The sequence below is a fragment of the Acinetobacter sp. UBA2063 genome (assembly GCF_002333245.1).
GTDB classification, from domain to species: Bacteria; Pseudomonadota; Gammaproteobacteria; order Pseudomonadales; family Moraxellaceae; genus Acinetobacter; species Acinetobacter parvus.
Map to the genome: position 1 here is coordinate 1 of NZ_DDAH01000217.1, position 1,503 is coordinate 1,503.

Consider the following 1,503-nt stretch of genomic DNA (forward strand, 5'->3'; position numbering starts at 1 on the left):
TAATTAACGGAACCACATCACTGATTTAGAAAATATCAAAATCTATCAAAAGAGCAAAAGCTGCAAAATCTAATCAATACCCAATCAAAAAACATCCAGCTTAGAGCTGGATGTTTTTTATGCATGATAAAGACCAAACATTCTCTATTTATCCGTCTCAAACAACGCTGCAACGAAAGACTTAGCCGAGAAAGGACGTAAGTCATCAATCTTCTCACCCACACCAATATAGCGAATTGGCACATGAGTACGGCTTGCGATATTGAATAACACACCACCTTTGGCTGTACCATCCAGCTTGGTAATGGTAATACCAGTTAAACCCACTGCTTCGTCAAAGAGTTGAACCTGATTAATGGCATTTTGGCCTGTACCTGCATCTACAATCAGCATGATCTCATGTGGTGCAGTTGCGTCAATCTTCTGCATAACACGTTTAACTTTTTTCAGCTCTTCCATGAGGTTGGCCTTATTTTGTAAACGCCCTGCGGTGTCGGCAATCAGTACATCAATGCCTTTGGCACGCGCACTTTCAAATGCATCAAAAATTACTGAAGCACTGTCAGCACCATGTCCTTGAGCCACTACAGGAATGTCATTACGCTCACCCCAGATCTGTAATTGCTCAGTCGCTGCTGCACGGAACGTATCACCTGCGGCGAGCATGACTTTCTTGCCCTCACCCTGCAAACGCTTGGCAAGTTTACCAATGGTCGTGGTTTTACCCACACCGTTGACACCCACCATCAAAATCACATAAGGCGATTTATTCGGGTCAATATGTAAGGGCTTTACGCGTGGCGCAAGTAAGGCAACCAGTTCTTCCTGTAGTGCTTTATACAATGCATGTGAATAAATCAGGTCACCACGTGCGGTTCTTTCAGTCAAATTGGCGATAATGGTTTTGGTCGCATCAACACCAATGTCTGCAACCAGTAACTGCTCTTCGACCTCTTCCAGCAGTTCATCATCAATTTCTTTACCGCCGATCAGGATATTGACCATACCATCAGTAAAGCTACGGCGGGTTTTGGTCAGGCCATCTTTCATACGACCAAAGAAACCAGCAGATTTTGTGTCATCCTGCTCAAAGACTGGCGTTGATGGTTGTTCTACAGGCGTGGGTGCAGATGTTGCAACTGTGGTTTTTACAACTGGTTCAATAATGGGAATATCGACAGCAGGTAAACTCGGCAATGTGACATCATCATCACCGATGTCAGCATCTATCAAGAATTTATTTTGCACATTCGATTGCTGTTGCATGTCGATTCCTTGAGAATAAAGCAGCTTTTTAAAAAGATTGACAGTCTAGCACAAATTGTTTTCTTTTTCCCGACTGGGCCAAATCATTCATTTATAAATGAAAAATGAGTCGATTAAAACTTACTCATCCTCTTGTTTCATTGCTGGATATTGTTTAATACGGTTTGATTCAAATTGATAGGCATTCAAAAGCTTTAGGTAGTCTACGCGGCGAATGCTGGAATGTCTTAAAACAGC

Annotated in this window: 1 protein-coding gene; it reads right to left on the reverse strand. The window is 42.4% G+C overall.

The annotated features are described in order from the left end of the window. Positions 1-144 precede the first annotated feature (144 nt). Positions 145-1,266: a signal recognition particle-docking protein FtsY gene (ftsY, locus tag B4H32_RS10340; protein ID WP_004680916.1), complete on the reverse strand. Its 1,122-nt coding sequence runs from the start codon at positions 1,264-1,266 to the stop codon at positions 145-147. Between the last annotated feature and the right edge of the window lie 237 nt (positions 1,267-1,503).